11 protein-coding genes and 1 riboswitch are annotated in these 13,218 nt (G+C 58.9%); of the genes, 9 read left to right on the top strand and 2 right to left on the bottom strand.

From position 1 onward, the window contains the following. The first annotated feature begins 410 nt into the window (after positions 1–410). The 4 genes from pabB (at position 411) to ACJ8HB_RS08785 (ending at position 6,024) form a co-directional block, all read left to right on the top strand. Entirely contained in the window at positions 411–1,784 is a 1,374-nt protein-coding gene (gene pabB, locus ACJ8HB_RS08800) for an aminodeoxychorismate synthase component 1 (protein WP_047571780.1), read from the top strand. Beyond that, positions 1,781–2,359, top strand: a complete 579-nt coding sequence (locus tag ACJ8HB_RS08795; protein WP_033654422.1) for a CoA pyrophosphatase — start codon at positions 1,781–1,783, stop codon at positions 2,357–2,359. Before pabB ends, ACJ8HB_RS08795 begins: the two co-directional genes overlap by 4 nt. Before the next feature lie 446 nt (positions 2,360–2,805). Continuing rightward, entirely contained in the window at positions 2,806–4,170 is a 1,365-nt protein-coding gene (gene sdaA / locus ACJ8HB_RS08790; protein WP_047571586.1) for an L-serine ammonia-lyase, read from the top strand. 267 nt (positions 4,171–4,437) lie between these two features. Continuing rightward, positions 4,438–6,024 (top strand): EAL domain-containing protein, encoded by a 1,587-nt coding sequence (locus ACJ8HB_RS08785; protein ID WP_039565702.1) that lies wholly within the window; start codon positions 4,438–4,440, stop codon positions 6,022–6,024. 16 nt (positions 6,025–6,040) lie between these two features. On the opposite strand, the gene ACJ8HB_RS08780 is transcribed toward ACJ8HB_RS08785, so the two are convergent. Then, the gene (locus ACJ8HB_RS08780) at positions 6,041–7,585 is read right to left on the bottom strand and encodes a TerC family protein (RefSeq protein ID WP_047571585.1); all 1,545 of its coding nucleotides are present in this window, start codon (positions 7,583–7,585) and stop codon (positions 6,041–6,043) included. A 563-nt stretch (positions 7,586–8,148) separates the two neighbouring features. Here ACJ8HB_RS08780 and manX point away from each other — a divergent pair. The 5 genes from manX (at position 8,149) to mntP (ending at position 12,319) form a co-directional block, all read left to right on the top strand. Continuing rightward, the gene (manX, locus tag ACJ8HB_RS08775; protein WP_033654424.1) at positions 8,149–9,108 is read left to right on the top strand and encodes a PTS mannose transporter subunit IIAB; all 960 of its coding nucleotides are present in this window, start codon (positions 8,149–8,151) and stop codon (positions 9,106–9,108) included. A gap of 56 nt (positions 9,109–9,164) precedes the next feature. Further along, complete coding sequence (locus ACJ8HB_RS08770) at positions 9,165–9,965, top strand: PTS mannose/fructose/sorbose transporter subunit IIC (RefSeq protein WP_033634888.1); 801 nt, start codon at positions 9,165–9,167, stop codon at positions 9,963–9,965. A gap of 15 nt (positions 9,966–9,980) precedes the next feature. Beyond that, positions 9,981–10,823, top strand: a complete 843-nt coding sequence (locus ACJ8HB_RS08765; RefSeq protein ID WP_033634889.1) for a PTS mannose transporter subunit IID — start codon at positions 9,981–9,983, stop codon at positions 10,821–10,823. 54 nt (positions 10,824–10,877) lie between these two features. Continuing rightward, positions 10,878–11,336 (top strand): DUF986 family protein, encoded by a 459-nt coding sequence (locus tag ACJ8HB_RS08760; protein WP_033647681.1) that lies wholly within the window; start codon positions 10,878–10,880, stop codon positions 11,334–11,336. 218 nt (positions 11,337–11,554) lie between these two features. Then, a riboswitch (yybP-ykoY riboswitch) is annotated at positions 11,555–11,738 on the top strand. Positions 11,739–11,749: 11 nt separating this feature from the next. Next, positions 11,750–12,319 (top strand): manganese efflux pump MntP, encoded by a 570-nt coding sequence (gene mntP, locus ACJ8HB_RS08755; RefSeq protein ID WP_033647683.1) that lies wholly within the window; start codon positions 11,750–11,752, stop codon positions 12,317–12,319. Positions 12,320–12,383: 64 nt separating this feature from the next. Here mntP and rlmA read toward each other — a convergent pair whose 3' ends face one another. After that, positions 12,384–13,202 carry a 23S rRNA (guanine(745)-N(1))-methyltransferase gene (rlmA, locus tag ACJ8HB_RS08750; protein ID WP_047571584.1) on the bottom strand — a complete coding sequence of 273 codons (819 nt, stop codon included), beginning with the start codon at positions 13,200–13,202 and terminating at the stop codon, positions 12,384–12,386. Between the last annotated feature and the right edge of the window lie 16 nt (positions 13,203–13,218).

The following is a 13,218-nucleotide window of genomic DNA, read 5'->3' as shown; positions in this document are numbered from 1 at the left end:
GCTAATGGAACCGAACCTGCTTTTCTTTATTCAAACCAGCGCCAGAAAGCGCTGAGTAATTAACCCATTAATTCCAAAGGGCGGCGACGCTGGCTAAAATCAGGCAAAACCACGCCGCTCCGCATCTAATAACAAGCAGAAATAATAAATTTATGAAATTAACGAATCTTTTTTTATATTTTCGGGCCTTGCGCCCGCGGCAAATAGGCTTCCAGTGCATTTGACGTTAAATTTTTAACATATCGAAGTATAATCAATGGCGCAAAAAATGCCTTATTTCAGGTTTATTGAACTGCCGTTTATGTGAACTGTGCTGCATGCCGCGCATGGCAAAACATGCATGACGTGACCGTCTATGGCACACTAGCCGCCAGATATCGCCGCCCTCACAGCCAGGTTTATTGACGTTCATGAGCGTAACCGCCCCAAACATAAAATCGTTGCCCTACAGCCGCAGTGCCCTGATGACGCTTTTCGCCCCGCTTTCAGCACAGCCCTGGGCGATGCTGCTGCATTCTGGCTTCGCCGACCATTCGCATAACCGCTTCGATATCCTGGTCGCACAGCCGCGCGTTACGCTCACCACCCAGGGCGCCGGCACGACAATCGAAAGTGACGGCGTCACCATTGAGTCTCAGAAGGATCCGTTCTCCCTGCTGCAGCAGCAGCTGGCGGCGCAAGGCTGGCAGCCGGCGTTTAACCCGGATCTGCCGTTTCAGGGCGGCGCCCTGGGGCTGTTCGGCTACGATCTCGGGCGCCGGGTGGAAACCTTGCCGCAGTTGGCTGAAGCCGACCTCGCTCTGCCGGACATGGCGGTGGGCATTTATGACTGGGCATTGATTGCCGACCACCAATTGCAAACCCTGACGCTGCTCAGCTATGGCGATGTGGAGCAGCGCTGGCGCTGGCTTACTAGCCAAACCGCGCCGACGGAGCGCCCCTTCACGCTGCTAAGCGGCTGGCGTGCCAATATGAGCCGCCGGCAATACGGCGAGAAGTTCCAACGTATTCAACACTACCTGCGCAGCGGCGACTGTTACCAGATTAATCTGGCGCAGCGGTTCTCCGCCGACTATCAGGGGGATGAATGGCAGGCGTTTTGCCGACTGAGCGCCTGCAACCGTGCGCCGTTCTCCGCTTTCCTGCGGCTACCGCACAACAGCGTGCTGAGCGTCTCTCCCGAGCGCTTCCTGTGGCTGGCGCAGCAGCGCATCCAAACCCGCCCGATCAAGGGCACGCTGCCGCGGCTGGCGGACGCCGAGCAGGACGCCGCGCAGGCGCGCCGCTTGGCCGATTCGCCCAAGGATCGCGCTGAAAATCTGATGATCGTCGATCTGCTGCGCAACGATATCGGCCGCGTCGCCCAGCCCGGCAGCGTACGGGTGCCGGAACTGTTCGTCGTGGAGCCGTTCCCCGCCGTGCACCACCTGGTGAGCACCATTACCGCCACCCTGCCGGAGCAGGCCTCGGCCACCCAGCTGCTGCGCGCCTGCTTCCCCGGCGGTTCGATCACCGGCGCGCCCAAGGTGCGCGCGATGGAAATCATCGAAGAGCTGGAGCCGCAGCGGCGCAACGCCTATTGCGGCAGCATCGGTTACCTGAGCGCCTGCGGCACCATGGACACCAACATCACCATCCGCACGCTCGTCACCGAAAACGGCCGCATCCACTGCTCCGCCGGCGGCGGCATCGTGGCGGACAGCCAGGAGCAGGCGGAATACCAGGAGACCTTCGACAAGGTTGGCCGTATTCTGCCGCAGCTTGGGGAGTATGCCCCGTCGTGATCCCATCGAACTCACCGGCCTCGCTGCACGCCTTTATCAGCCGTTTTCAACTGCAGCTGCCGCAGGCGGCGCAGATCTCGCACAATGTGCGCCCGGCGGCGGTGCTTATCCCGATCGTCTGCCGCGCCGAGCCGACGCTGCTGTTGACCCGCCGCGCCGACTCGCTGCGCAAACATGCCGGCCAGGTGGCCTTCCCTGGCGGCAAGACCGACGCCGAAGACGGATCGGCGATCGTCACGGCGCTGCGGGAAGCGCAGGAAGAAGTGGCGATACCGCCGCACGCGGTGACCGTCCTCGGCCAAATGGCGCCGCTCGACAGCAGCACCGGATTTCAGGTCACGCCTATCGTCGGCCTGATCCCGCCGGACGTGCAGTTCCGCGCCAACGAGGGTGAAGTGGCGGACGTGTTCGAGATGCCCTTGCGAGAAGCGCTGACCCTGTCGCGTTACTACCCGCTGGATATTCATCGCGCCGGCCGCACGCACCGCATTTATCTCTCTTGGTATCACAGCCAGTTTATCTGGGGGCTGACCGCCGCCATCATTCGCCGCCTGGCGCAACAGGTCAGTATTTAGCCCGCATTGCGTGATCTGACTCGCAATCTGGCATGGCCGTCGGCGTCAGCTGCAGGTAAAGCGATCGAAATCACTTCATTTGATCGCTTTTTCAACTACCGTTCCGGTTGAATGGTTTTAAAAAAACTGTAAACCCTCTCTTAAACCTTACGAAATACCTGTAAAATACCACCGCCCGAGATAAACCACTGTAGAAACAGGGATTAAGCCGGCGGCGTTCAGCACGGAAGGCTGGCGCGATTACCGCTAATGGAGCTTGGGCGAAAGCGGATACCCCGCTTAAGGGTTCGCCCCGGGTAATCAGGAAAAAAAGCGACACCACGGATTATTTAATTTCATGCGAAAAAGGCAGCCGAACCCGCACGGCCCTTTTACAATATCGCTGTTCCCTGCGCGGTTTTTAACCGCCGCAGCCATAACAATACGTCTCTTTAAGGAGTTTTAGCGTGATTAGCGTTTTCGACATGTTTAAGATCGGCATCGGCCCGTCCAGCTCTCATACGGTTGGACCGATGAAAGCCGGCAAACAGTTTGTCGACGATCTGGTAAATAAAGGCCTGATGCCTTCTATCACGCGTGTTGCCGTAGACGTTTACGGCTCACTCTCATTGACCGGCAAAGGTCACCATACCGATATCGCCATCATTCTCGGCCTGGCCGGCAACATGCCGGACACCGTCGATATCGATAGCATTCCGGGTTTTATTCGCGATGTAGAACAACGTCAACGCCTGATGCTGGCCAACGGCCTGCATGAAGTCGATTTCCCGCGCGACGGCGGCATGGTCTTCCGCAGCGACAACCTGCCGCTGCATGAAAACGGCATGCAGATCCACGCCTTCGCCGACGATAAAGAAGTGTACAGCAAGACCTATTACTCTATCGGCGGCGGTTTCATCGTCGACGAGGAGAACTTCGGTAAGGACGCCGAGCAAGAGCTGCAAATGCCCTATCCGTTCAACTCCGCGCGCGAAATGCTCGATCACTGCCGCGAAACCGGCCTGTCGCTGTCCGGCATGGTGATGCAAAACGAACTGGCGCTGCACAGCAAGCAAGAGATCGAGACCTACTTCGGCAACGTCTGGCAAACCATGCGCGCCTGTATCGATCGCGGTCTGAACACCGAAGGCGTGCTGCCGGGGCCGCTGCGCGTGCCGCGCCGTGCCTCCGCGCTGCGCCGCATGCTGGTGGCGTCGGACAAACTGTCCAGCGATCCGATGAACGTGATCGACTGGGTCAACATGTTCGCGCTGGCGGTTAACGAAGAAAACGCCGCCGGCGGCCGCGTGGTTACCGCTCCGACCAACGGCGCCTGCGGCATCGTGCCTGCGGTACTGGCTTACTACGATCACTTCATCGAGTCCGTCAGCCCGGACATCTATATCCGCTACTTTATGGCGGCGGGCGCCATCGGCGCGTTGTACAAGATGAACGCCTCCATTTCCGGCGCCGAAGTCGGCTGCCAGGGTGAAGTCGGCGTAGCCTGCTCCATGGCGGCGGCCGGCCTGGCCGAACTGCTAGGCGGCAGCCCTGAGCAGGTGTGCGTGGCGGCGGAGATCGGCATGGAACACAACCTGGGTCTGACCTGTGACCCGGTCGCCGGCCAGGTGCAGGTGCCGTGCATCGAGCGCAACGCCATCGCCTCGGTCAAGGCGATCAACGCCGCCCGCATGGCCCTGCGCCGCACCAGCGAGCCGCGCGTTTCGCTGGATAAGGTGATCGAGACCATGTACGAAACCGGCAAAGACATGAACGCCAAGTACCGCGAAACGTCACGCGGCGGCCTGGCAATCAAGGTGCAATGCGACTGACAGATAACCCCGCCGCCCGGCGGGGTTTTTTATGGGTAATCAATTCATTGAACGTTTTAGTGACAATGTCACCAGAAAAAATCCTGCATTTTTCTCATCGATCCGGCGGTTAGCCTGCAAATTGGCCTTCTGTTTTACCAAACTGAAATAATTTACTGAGTTACCATCAATCTTGTATAACCTCAGGCTAGAATTAGCCGAGCGCAACTTAAGGATCAATGGCCTGACTGTGACTCGGAGCTGGATTACCGAACAAGGATTTACCGGATGTTGATGACCCACCTCGCCGCGTCCCGATATCGTTACTACCGTTGGCTGCTGGCCGGAGCGGTGGGCGCGGCTATTCTGTTGGTATCGCTGTATACCCGTTACTATCAAGAGGTCAAAAGCATCGAGTTGAGCCAACACACGTTGGCCACCCGCACCGTCGGCAAACTCAACCAGTTGCTGACGCCGGCGCAGCTGCAGGCGGAACGCAGCATGGACATGCTGAACCAGTCCTGCGAGAACGTGTCATCTACCCTGCGCTTTCGCGCCGCGCAAAATCAGGCGCTGCGCGCCATGTTGCTGGTGAAGAACGGCATTATTTATTGCTCCAGCCTGTTTGGCGCCCGTCATTATCAGCTGGCCGCGGTGATGCCCTCCTTCGTCAACAGCGACGCCAGGCTGGCGCTGCGCCCCTCGCTGGCGGTGAGCAAAGGTCTGCCCACGCTGGTGCTGTGGACGCCATCGCCCCGCGATAAAACCAGCGGCGTGCTGCACGTGTTTAATATCGAACTGCTGTCCAACTTTTTACTCGAGCCGCAGGAGCCTTACGTTCAGCGCGTGGTGCTGAACGTGGCCGACAGCAGCCTGGAATACGGCCGCCGCGAAATCCTGAGCCGCGATACCCTGACCAACGATCTGCGCTACACCGCCGGCTCCGCGCTGTATCCGTTCTCGATTTCGCTGTTCGGCCCGCAGATCGGCATGCTGGCGCTTTCCGCCCTGCCGCGCCATATTCCGCTGGCGCTGCTGATCAGCCTGTTGGCCGCCTATGTGGTCTATCTGCTCACCGCCAACCGCATGAGCCTGTCTTATCACATCGGCCATGCCATCACCCATCGCGAGTTCCGCGTCTACTGCCAGCCGATCATCCACAGCGATACCGGGCGCTGCGCCGGCGTTGAGATGCTGCTGCGTTGGAAAAAGAAACGGCAAGGGTGGATCTCGCCCGACGTGTTTATTCCGCTGGCCGAGCAGCATGAGCTGATCATTCCGCTCACCCGCTACCTGATGAGCACCGTGACGGAAAATCTGCAGCTGTTCCCGCCCCGGCCGTCGTTCTACATCAGCATCAACGTCGCTGCCGAGCATTTTAAAACGCTCAATATCATCGACGATATTCGCCAGATTTGGCTGCCGGCGCACCCGATGCCCTCGCTGATGCTGGAGCTGACCGAACGCACCGCGCTGTCGGCAATTCAGTATGACCAAATTCGCACGCTGAAAGACATGGGGATCATGCTGGCCATCGACGATTTCGGCACCGGTCACAGCTCGCTGAGCTACCTGAAGAACCTCAGCCCGGACGTCTTGAAGATCGATCGCGGGTTTACCGCCGCCATCGGCACCGACGCGGTCAACGCCACGGTGACCGACACCATCATTACGCTGGCGCAGCGCCTGAAGCTGAAACTGGTGGCAGAGGGGGTGGAAACGGAGGAACAGGCCGACTATCTGCGCTCACGCGAGGTCAATGCCCTGCAGGGATATTATTTCGCCAAGCCGATGCCGATCCACGTTTTCCCGCTGTGGTTGCAACAGTACGAATCGCGCGTCAGGAAAGCGGAAGAGGATCCGCCGGAGGCCTGAGCCCCCGGCGGGAGGGTTACGCGTGCGCCGTCTCGTCCAGGACGACGCGGGTAACGCGCACCAGTTCGATACGGTATTCGGACACCTCAACGATATCGAACCGCAGGTGGTTCAGCTCAATGCTATCTCCCGCCACCGGCATCTGCCCGTAATGGGCCAACAGCAGCCCCGCCAGGGTGGCGTAGTCGGCGGTGGGGCTGACCAGGTCATCGCAGGCCAGCGCCTGTTCCAGCGAGTGCAGATCGGTTCCGCCCTTCACCAGCCAGCCGTCGCCTTCCGCCACGATGTCCGGCGTTTCGTCCTCGTCCGGGAATTCACCGGCAATCGCTTCCAGCACGTCCAGCGGCGTCACCAGCCCCTGCACCACGCCGAACTCATTGGTGACCACCACCAGACGCCCTTTGGCGCGGCGCAGCACCGCCAACAGCTTGATGACGTCCATGGTTTCCGGCACCACGATCGGCGGCGTGCGGGCGGCGAACTCGGCGATATCTTCCCCTTGCTCCAGCGCCACCAGCAGATCCTTGGCGCGTACCACACCGACGATCTCATCCACCGAGTCGCGGCACACCGGGAACAGGCTGTGTGGCGTATCCAGCAGCTGTGCGCGCACCTCCTCGCGGGAGCGCTCGCAGTCGACCCAGGAAATGTCGGTGCGCGGCGTCATCACGCTGCGCAATGAACGCGAGGCCAGCGTCAACACGCCGCTGATCATATAGCGCTCTTCCGCCGCAAAGGTTTCATCCCGCGGCAAGGCGACCGCATCGTCCGTCTGCTGCGTACGCTGCTGCCCCATCAGGCGCATGATCGCTTCCGCGGTGCGCTCGCGCATCGGGCGACGCGCTTGATGCTTGATAAAGTTGCGACGCGCGATCTGGTTGAACAATTCAATCAGGATCGAGAAGCCAATAGCGGCATACAGGTAGCCTTTAGGAATATGCAAACCGAAGCCTTCGGCGATCAGGCTCAGGCCGATCATCAACAGGAAGCTCAGGCACAGCACCACGATGGTCGGGTGCGCGTTGACGAAGTTGGTCAACGGCTTCGACGCCAACAGCATCACCGCCATCGCGATCACCACCGCCGCCATCATCACCGGCAGATCGTTCACCATGCCCACGGCGGTAATCACCGCATCGAGCGAGAATACCGCGTCGAGGATCACGATTTGCACCACCACCGCCCAGAACTTGGCGTAACCGCGGTTGGCGCCGTCTTGATGCGTCTGCCCTTCCAGCCGTTCATGCAGCTCCATGGTGGCCTTGAACAGCAGGAATACCCCGCCGAACAGCAGGATAAGATCGCGGCCGGAGAAGCTGAAATCGCCGACGCTGAACAGCGGCGTGGTCAGGGTTACCATCCAGGAGATCACCGACAGCAGGCCCAAACGCATCAGCAATGCCAGCGACAGGCCGATGATGCGCGCCTTATCGCGCTGCTTCGGCGGCAGCTTGTCGGCCAAAATGGCGATGAACACCAGGTTGTCGATGCCCAGCACGATTTCCAGCACCACCAGCGTCAGCAACCCCGCCCAAATAGAGGGGTCCATTAAAAATTCCATATCAGACTCCAGAGAAAAGTGGGAATGAGCGCACGCCGCTCAGACGTGACGATGCCGCCGCTGCATGGGTGCAGTCGACAATAGCAAGGTGACGGGATGGGATTGCCGGGAGATGGCCGAAGGGCCGAACAGCATATGCAACGCCAGCGGGTGGCGGGTGAAACCTGGAAAAACAGTAACTTCGGTGACAGTCCATAGGGAGGGCTGAGGCCCTTCACTCCTTAGTAATGAAAGAAGGAATTACTGTATCAGGATTTTTCTGGGGGACAAAGCGGCTTTTTCAACGGCGGTTTAGGGTGACGCCCCCGTCATGTCATCTGCGACAGCTAAGATTTCTCCGAGCATTCAATAGCGGAGCAGCGTCACAAAAAATATTTTTTCACTCACTAAAATAAATGTCGCGTTCGTGAAGTATTGCGCACAGGCATTTGAAACTGCGTGAGAAATGTTAGGCGTGCGTTTCTTTTTTTCTACCATAATGTATCTGAACCGCGGAAGTGACTGCCAAGACGGCGCGGAGAAACGACACAAACCGCGCCTGGAGTTCAACGAGGAGGTAGCGAGTGGCAATAGCTATTATCATCGGCACACACGGGGCTGCAGCGGAACAACTGCTGAAAACGGCGGAGATGCTATTGGGCGAGCAGGACAACGTCGCCTTTATAGACTTCGTTCCCGGTGAGAATGCCGAGACGTTAATCGTCAAGTACAACGAAAAAATCAGTGGGTTGGATACCAGTGGCGGCGTGCTGTTCCTGGTGGATACCTGGGGCGGCAGCCCGTTCAACGCCGCCAGCCGCATTGCGGTCGACAAGGAAAACTATGAGGTCGTCACCGGGGTCAACATTCCGATGCTGGTGGAAACCTTCATGGCGCGGGACGACAACCCCGCCTTCGATGAACTGGTGGCGCTGGCGTTGGAAACCGGCCGCGAAGGCGTGAAAGCGCTGAAAAAACCGCAGGAAGAACCCGCAAAACCCGCAGCACCCGTCGCCAAAGCCGCTGCCCCTCAGGCGCCGCTGGGGCCGAATGACCACATGAAAATCGGCCTGGCGCGCATCGATGACCGCTTGATTCACGGCCAGGTCGCTACCCGCTGGACCAAAGAGACCAACGTCAGCCGCATTATCGTCGTCAGCGATGAAGTCGCCGCCGACCATGTGCGCAAAACCCTGCTGACCCAGGTTGCCCCGCCGGGCGTCACCGCCCACGTGGTGGACGTGGCGAAGGCCATCCGCGTCTGGAACAACCCGAAATACGCCAACGACCGCGTGATGCTGTTGTTTACCAACCCGACCGACGTCTTGCGTCTGGTGGAGGGCGGCGTGGATATTCAATCCGTCAATATCGGCGGCATGGCGTTCCGTCAGGGGAAAACCCAGGTGAACAACGCCGTTTCCGTCGATGAAAAAGATATCGAAGCGTTTAAGAAACTGAACGATCGCGGTATCGAGCTGGAGGTGCGTAAGGTCTCGTCCGACAGCCGGCTAAAAATGATGGACCTGATTAACAAACTCAATTAGTGGCGCCAGCCGCTGATTATTTTACTCAGAGCTTTTTTGGTCATAGGAGAAGTGCAATGGAGATCACCACTCTTCAGATTGTGCTGATATTTATCGTTGCCTGTATCGCCGGGATGGGTTCCGTCCTCGACGAGTTTCAGTTCCACCGTCCGCTGGTCGCCTGTACCCTGATCGGCTTCATTCTCGGCGATATGAAAACCGGCATCATTATCGGCGGTACGCTGGAAATGATCGCCCTGGGCTGGATGAACATCGGCGCGGCGGTCGCGCCGGATGCCGCCCTGGCGTCCATCATCTCGACCATTCTGGTCATCGCCGGCGGGCAAAGCGTCGGCGCCGGTATCGCCCTGGCCATTCCGCTGGCGGCGGCCGGCCAGGTGTTGACCATCATCGTGCGCACCCTCACCGTGGCCTTCCAGCACGCGGCGGACAGCGCGGCGGAGCGCGGCAGCCTGCGTGCCATCACCTGGATCCACATCGGCGCCCTGCTGCTGCAGGCAATGCGTATCGCCATCCCGGCGGTCATCGTCGCCATCTCGGTCGGTACCGCCGGGGTACACGCCCTGCTCAACTCGATCCCGGAAGTGGTCACCAGCGGCCTGAACATCGCCGGCGGCATGATCGTGGTGGTCGGTTACGCGATGGTGATTAACATGATGCGCGCCGGCTACCTGATGCCGTTCTTCTACCTGGGTTTCGTGACCGCCGCCTTCACCAACTTCAACCTGGTGGCGCTCGGTGTCATCGGCGTGGTGATGGCCGTGCTGTATATCCAGCTCAGCCCGAAATACAACAAGTCTCAGGTTGTCCAGGCCGGCCCGGCTAACGCGAACGATCTCGATAACGAACTCGACTAGGAATAGGTGAGAGAAATGGTTGATACAACTGCTCAAAAGAAACTCACGCCGGCCGATATTCGCGGCGTATTCCTGCGCTCGAACCTGTTCCAGGGTTCGTGGAACTTCGAACGCATGCAGGCGCTGGGTTTTTGCTTCTCGATGGTGCCGGTGATCCGTCGCCTGTATCCGGAAAACAATGACGATCGCAAACAGGCGATCAAGCGCCACCTCGAGTTCTTCAACACCCACCCTTACGTGGCGGCGCCGGTGCTCGGCGTAACCATGGCGATGGAAGAGCAACGCGCGAACGGCGCGCCGATCGACGACGGCGCGATCAACGGCATCAAGGTCGGCCTGATGGGGCCGTTGGCGGGCGTCGGTGACCCGATCTTCTGGGGCACCGTGCGGCCGGTGTTCGCCGCGCTCGGCGCCGGCATCGCCATGAGCGGCAGCCTGCTCGGGCCAATCCTGTTCTTCGTGCTGTTCAACCTGGTGCGCCTGTTGACCCGCTACTACGGCGTGGCCTACGGTTACCGTAAAGGGGTGGATATCGTCAACGACATGGGCGGCGGCTTCCTGCAGAAATTGACGGAAGGGGCGTCCATTCTCGGCCTGTTTGTCATGGGGGCGCTGGTCAACAAGTGGACGCACGTGAATATCCCGCTGGTGGTGTCCAAGATCACTGACCAGACCGGGCATACCAACGTGACCACGGTGCAGACCATCCTCGACCAATTGATGCCGGGCCTGGTGCCGTTGCTGCTGACCTTCGCCTGTATGTGGCTGCTGCGCAAGAAAGTCAACGCGCTGTGGATCATCATCGGCTTCTTCGTCATCGGTATCTTTGGCTATTGGATTGGCCTGCTGGGCCTGTAATCGTTCGAAACGGCCGGGGGGCAACCCCCGGCTTTTTTATGTGTGGAGCAAGAGATGTCACTGACCGACGCCGTACTGATGCTGTTTATCACCCTGCTGTTGCTGTACTCGCTGTATGACGAATTCGGCATGGATCTGCTGAAAGGCAAAACGCGCCTCAAGGTGCTGCTCAAACGCCGCCACCGCCTCGACAGCCTGATTTTCGTCGGCCTGATCGCCATTCTGATTTACCGCAATGTCACCGACAATGGTGCGGTATTAACCACCTACCTGCTTATTTCCTTGGCGCTGCTCGCTATCTATGTTTCTTATATTCGCGCTCCCAAGATGGTGTTTAAAGCGCAGGGTTTTTTCTTCGCCAATGTGTTTGTTGAATATAACCGCATTAAAGCCATGAATTTATCGGAGGACGGTATTCTGGCCATCGACCTGGAACAGCGCCGGCTGTTGGTTCAGGTGACACACCTGGACGACCTGGAGAAGATTTATCAATTTTTCGTTGATAATCAATAGATAAATAAATAACCGCTTTGTTGTCGCTCAAACCTTGCGCGGCCTGTGGGTAATTAATGGGCTGCGTCACTTTCACTATGACTATTATTTCCGCAACATTGTTACCCACGTCTACATTATATTCCCACATGAAATTAGATTAATGAAAACGAGTCTCAATTAAGCGCGAACATCACGCCAGAATAAAGTTGTCGATGGCGGAAATAATATGGTATGGTTGCGCCGTCATTGGGGAGTAGCCGGTTTCTGGAGAATAAAACGCCAGAAACGCCCGTATCAACATACTCGTTTCGCCGTATGAAACGTGGTGCGGGCAGCCAGGTAAGGTTGGCGAGACCATAGACACGTAACTCCGTCGTTTGGTTGGGGGTGGGTTACGTGTATATGGAGCCACCCGGCCGAGGCTATTTCACATGAACCTTTCAGCAACACTCATTCTCGCTTTCGGCATGTCCATGGATGCTTTCGCCGCTTCGATCGGCAAAGGCGCCAGCCTGCATCAACCCCGTTTCCGCGAAGCGATCCGCACCGGCCTGATCTTCGGCGTGGTCGAAGCGATCACCCCGCTCATCGGTTGGGCCATCGGCCTGTTCGCCAGCCAATACATCATGGAATGGGATCACTGGGTCGCCTTCTCGCTGCTGTTCATTCTCGGCATGCGCATGATTGTCGAAGGGGTGCGCAACAAGCCCGATGAAGAAGAGAAGGTCAAACGCCACGGCTTCTGGATCTTGGTGGCTACCGCTATCGCCACCAGCCTCGACGCCATGGCTATCGGCGTCGGCCTGGCCTTCCTGCAGGTCAATATCGTGCACACCGCCATGGCCATCGGTTGCGCCACCATGATCATGGCGACGCTGGGCATGATGATCGGCCGCTTTATCGGCCCGCTGCTGGGAAAACGCGCCGAGATCCTCGGCGGCGTGGTGCTGATCGGTATCGGCGTCAACATTCTGCTGGAGCATCTCGGCTACCTGGCCTGAGGCGCTCGCGCTACAAAAAAACCTGCCGCGGCAGGTTTTTTTGTTTCTGGGCTCACTGCGCCTGTTAAGCACGGCGCCGGTACAACGCCAGCACGAAATCCGTTTCGCACTCAAACTCGCCGCCGTGCGCCAGCCTCTGCTGCACCTCCGGCGTAGCGCGCCAGGCGAACGGCGTCATCTGCAGCAGGTTGGCGGCCTGTGCGCCCGGCAAGGTCATCGTATAGGCCAATGCCTCTTTACGCTCGCACTCGAATCCGTCGAACTGTTCGTCCTGTTCGGCATGCAGCTGCGCCTGCTGGTACACCTGCTCTTTCAGTTGGTACAGATGACGCGGGCCCGGCGAAACCGTCACCACCACGCCGCCCGGCTTCACCACTCGCGCCAGCTCCGCCGCCTTGCAGGGCGCATAGATGCGAAACACCGCATCCAGCGCCCCGTCGGCGAACGGCAGGCGGTGGCTGGAGGCGACGCAGAACGAGACCGCGGGATAACGCTTGGCAGCGTAGCGGATCGCCACCTTGGCGACGTCCAGCCCATAAACCGCCATATTGCGCTGCTGCGCCAGCCGTGCGGCCACGGCGGCGGTGTAATACCCTTCCCCACAGCCTATATCCAATAACGCGCCTGCATCGGCCGCCAGCGCCAAATCCAGCCACTCTGCCACCTGCTGCTGCAGCGGCTGATAAAAACCGCCGTCGAGAAACGCGCGCCGCGCCTGCATCATTTCCGCGCTGTCTCCCGGCTGCTTCGATCGCTTGTGCTGTACCGGCAGCAGATTGACGTAGCCTTCTTTGGCTTGATCGAACTGATGATTGCCGTCGCAACGCCAGCGTTGCGATGAAAAATGCAGCGGTTGATGACACAGAGGGCATTGATAGGACATGAATGGGCTTCCAGAA

It is taken from the genome of Serratia sp. CY27727, assembly GCF_052169275.1.
Lineage (GTDB): Bacteria > Pseudomonadota > Gammaproteobacteria > Enterobacterales > Enterobacteriaceae > Serratia > Serratia sarumanii.
Note: the sequence above shows the minus strand (reverse complement) of the source record. Positions and strands in the feature narration are given on the sequence as shown.